The sequence below is a fragment of the Dysgonomonas sp. Shenzhen-Wh21 genome (assembly GCF_043392705.1).
Classification (GTDB): domain Bacteria; phylum Bacteroidota; class Bacteroidia; order Bacteroidales; family Dysgonomonadaceae; genus Dysgonomonas.
Genome location: NZ_JAIXHZ010000063.1, coordinates 1 through 3,692, shown reverse-complemented (window position 1 = coordinate 3,692; position 3,692 = coordinate 1). Strand labels below are relative to the sequence as shown.

The window sequence follows — 3,692 nt, the reverse complement described above, 5'->3', positions numbered from 1 at the left end:
GCATAACTATATTAATGTTTTCTTTTTTAATAAATTCTGATGTTGCCCTTATTATCTTTAGATAGAATCTTAAAAATAGCATAGCGAATGATAGCCAAATTTAAAACGCTATCATTTGTTATATAATTACTATTATGTTTAATTTCGTGTTTGAAATCTATTATTACAAACACAAGTTATATCGCTTCTCTCTTTTTTAGTTATCTTTGATTATAATTCTAGATTTTATAAAAATCTATTCACTAGCATTCAAAAATAGAATTTATGGATCATATTGAGAACGATGAACAATTTCAAGGATTAAGTGTAAATAAAGGCACTTCGGAGCAACCGACTATTAATCCTTATCTAAATAGCTTCAAGAAATTTAAACGCAAAACGTATTCTGTGTCTGAATATGTTGATGGTATTCGCAAGGGAAATATATCTATTCTTGGACAGGCAGTTACACTTATTGAAAGTTCTAAACCAGAACATCAGGCTATAGCACAAGAAGTTATAGAAAAATGTTTGCCATATACAGGCGATTCTGTTCGAATTGGTATTACAGGTGTACCCGGAGCCGGAAAAAGTACTTCTATTGATGCATTTGGAATGCATATTCTGAAAAAAAATAACAAACTAGCCGTTCTTGCTATAGATCCATCAAGTGAATTGACTAAAGGAAGTATACTTGGAGATAAGACTCGTATGGAACGTTTGTCTGTTGAAAAAAATGCGTTTATACGCCCCTCCCCTTCTGCCGGGTCCTTAGGTGGTGTAGCTCGCAAGACGAGAGAAACGATTATACTCTGTGAAGCTGCTGGATTTGACCGTATTATAATAGAAACAGTTGGTGTTGGGCAGTCTGAAACAGCTGTACACTCTATGGTCGATTTCTTTTTACTTATACAATTAGCCGGAACTGGAGATGAATTGCAAGGTATCAAGCGTGGTATAATGGAGATGGCAGACGGAATTGTTATAAACAAGGCTGATGGTAATAATATAGAGAAGTCTCGTTTGGCACAGTCCCATTTTAAGAATGCTTTACACCTATTTCCTCTTCCGGAATCAGGATGGGTGCCTAAAGTTTTGACTTATTCCGGATATTATGAGATAGGTATAGATGAAGTGTGGAATATGATTGATGAATATATTGCATTTGTCAAAGAAAATGGTTATTTTGAGCATAAACGCAACGATCAATCTCGCTATTGGATGTATGAAACGATTAACGAACGGTTAAAGAATAATTTTTATAACAATGCTGTCATACAAAAGGAATTAAGGGTATGTGAAGAACAAGTACTTAATTCTCAGATAAGCTCATTTGCTGCTGCTAATAAAGTCTTAGATATTTATCAGAAGATATCTAAATGATAAGGAAACGTATATTATTGCAGATTTATAACCGAATATTTTCTTAGAAATCATTATATTTGTACACTTTAATAGAAATAATTTCATTGTTGAATTAACATTAATATAAATCATGGAGAAACCATATGCTATTGGGATTGATATTGGTGGAACCAATTCTGTTTTTGGTGTTGTAGACAAACGTGGACACATCATTAATCAGGGTTCTATCAAAACTGGTGCTTATAAAGAAATCAACGAATATGTAACAAATCTCTCAGCCGGAGTTCAAGAAATTATAGATCAGGTTGGAGGATCAAGCAATATCAAAGGTATTGGAGTTGGAGCTCCAAACGGAAATTACTTTACAGGTTGTATCGAATTTGCACCTAATCTTCCATGGAAAGGTGTTATTCCATTGGCTCAGATGCTGACAGACAAACTAAATGTACCTGTGGCATTAACCAATGACGCGAATGCAGCGGCTATAGGTGAAATGACTTATGGAGCAGCTCGTGGAATGAAAGATTTTATTGTTATTACACTAGGTACAGGCGTTGGTAGTGGTATCGTCGTAAATGGGCAGTTGGTATATGGTCACGATGGATTTGCAGGCGAACTAGGTCATACTACAATTCAACGTAATGGACGTATGTGTGGTTGTGGTAAGAAAGGTTGCCTTGAAACATATAGTTCTGCCACCGGTGTAGCACGCACAGCGAGAGAGTTTCTTGAAACAAGAAAAGACCCAAGTTTATTAAGAGAACTTGATCCGAACGAAATAACATCAAAAGATGTGTATGATGCTGCTGTGAAAGGTGATGTTTTAGCAAAAGAAATTTTTGAATTTACCGGTCAGATGCTTGGAGAGGCGTTTGCAGATTTTGTAGCATTCTCTAGTCCCGAAGCGATCATATTATTTGGAGGATTAACCAAATCAAGCAAATTTATTTTTGATCCTGTACGCAAGCATATGGAAGAAAATATGTTGCCTATATTTCGTAACAAAATTAAACTTTTAATGTCTGAGCTTAAAGAAAGCGATGCTGCCGTACTTGGTGCAAGTGCTTTAGGTTGGGAAGTAAAAGACTATTAAAAGTTCTATAAATAGAAAGTATATATGTAGCAGTAGATTTTTTTCTACTGCTATTTTTTTATCAGTATTTATATAGATGAATATAGATTGATAATAAACTTTTTATATTAAACTAGTGTTCTACTTTAATATGAACTTTTAAAACACAACAAAATGGGAAAATTTGAAATTTCGAAGAGAAAGAACGGTGAATTCCAGTTTAATCTTAAAGCAGGTAATGGACAAGTTATATTAAGTAGTGAAGGATACACAAAAAAGGAAAACTGCAAGAATGGTATTGAATCTGTAAGAAAAAACAGCCAAGTTGAATCTCACTTTGAAAAACTAGAATCAAAAAATGGCAAACCATATTTTAATCTAAAAGCTACGAATGGGCAGATTATAGGAACGAGCGAATTATATGAAAGTGTAGCTAGCCGCGATAACGGTATTGCATCTGTTGTTAAAAATGCACCTGATGCTGAAGTGGTAGATCTAACTGCAGAGTAAAGAAGCAAGCCCCCTACCCTCTTTATAGAAAAAAATGCCATGCAAAGATATTTTCTTTGCATGGTACATTTCCTGTGTTTAATAGTGCGATTTCTAGTTATTCTTCTTCGCTGTAAGCAATTTCTCCATGTTGAGATATGTCAAGTCCGGTAGACTCGTCATCTTTGCTTACCCTCAGTCCAATAGTTTTATTAACAATAAAGAATAGTATGAATGTTAGAACAGCACTGTATACAACTGAAGCTCCAGTTGCAACAACCTGTATCCATAATTGATTCCAATCTCCGTATAATGCTCCTTGAACGCCCTCAGGGCCTGTGATAGCTCGTGTGGCAAATACCCCTGTAAGTATAGATCCAACTATACCACCGATACCGTGTACACCAAAAGCATCTAAAGAATCGTCGTATTTAAGTTTGGGTTTTACATAAGCAACCATAAAGAAACATACTAAAGCAGAAATTCCTCCTATGGCAAAAGCTCCGAGCACATCAGCAGTTCCTGCTGCGGGAGTTATTGCTACCAGCCCTGCAACAGCACCAGTACAAAATCCTACAATAGTTGGCTTTTTATAAAGAATCCATTCTAGAGCCATCCATATCACAGCGGCGGCAGATGTAGCTAAATGAGTTACAAGGAATGCATTCGCGGCCAATCCGTCAGCAGCAAGTCCACTACCTGCATAACATCCCATTTGTATTCATAGGTACATCTCTACTATGGCTCGGATGGTTTGGATTTAATGCAGGTAGTGGACTTGCTGCTG

At 35.9% G+C, this 3,692-nt stretch carries 4 protein-coding genes and 1 pseudogene; 4 read left to right on the top strand and 1 reads right to left on the bottom strand.

Features of this window, described 5'->3' with window-relative positions; genetic code table 11:
- Positions 1-264: 264 nt before the first annotated feature.
- From meaB to LDB17_RS03660, 3 genes are all read left to right on the top strand, one after another.
- Positions 265-1,362 (top strand): methylmalonyl Co-A mutase-associated GTPase MeaB, encoded by a 1,098-nt coding sequence (gene meaB, locus LDB17_RS03670; RefSeq protein WP_252637412.1) that lies wholly within the window; start codon positions 265-267, stop codon positions 1,360-1,362.
- Between the two features lie 112 nt (positions 1,363-1,474).
- Positions 1,475-2,437: an ROK family protein gene (locus LDB17_RS03665; protein WP_135106107.1), complete on the top strand. Its 963-nt coding sequence runs from the start codon at positions 1,475-1,477 to the stop codon at positions 2,435-2,437.
- A gap of 153 nt (positions 2,438-2,590) precedes the next feature.
- Positions 2,591-2,926: a YegP family protein gene (locus tag LDB17_RS03660; RefSeq protein WP_252637411.1), complete on the top strand. Its 336-nt coding sequence runs from the start codon at positions 2,591-2,593 to the stop codon at positions 2,924-2,926.
- 97 nt (positions 2,927-3,023) lie between these two features.
- Here the strand turns inward: LDB17_RS03660 and LDB17_RS03655 are convergent.
- A pseudogene (locus LDB17_RS03655) lies at positions 3,024-3,617 on the bottom strand (ammonium transporter); the annotation flags it as partial.
- Here LDB17_RS03655 and LDB17_RS03650 point away from each other — a divergent pair.
- Positions 3,566-3,692 (top strand): hypothetical protein (locus LDB17_RS03650; RefSeq protein ID WP_393924893.1); only part of this gene is annotated, 127 nt, incomplete at its 3' end. The pseudogene LDB17_RS03655 and the gene LDB17_RS03650 sit on opposite strands and share 52 nt — an antisense overlap.

Excerpts from the sequence above, each read along its gene's own strand:
- meaB (WP_252637412.1), top strand. The coding sequence starts at position 265 with ATGGATCATATTGAGAACGATGAACAATTTCAAGGATTAAGTGTAAAT.
- LDB17_RS03665 (WP_135106107.1), top strand. The coding sequence starts at position 1,475 with ATGGAGAAACCATATGCTATTGGGATTGATATTGGTGGAACCAATTCT.
- LDB17_RS03660 (WP_252637411.1), top strand. The coding sequence starts at position 2,591 with ATGGGAAAATTTGAAATTTCGAAGAGAAAGAACGGTGAATTCCAGTTT.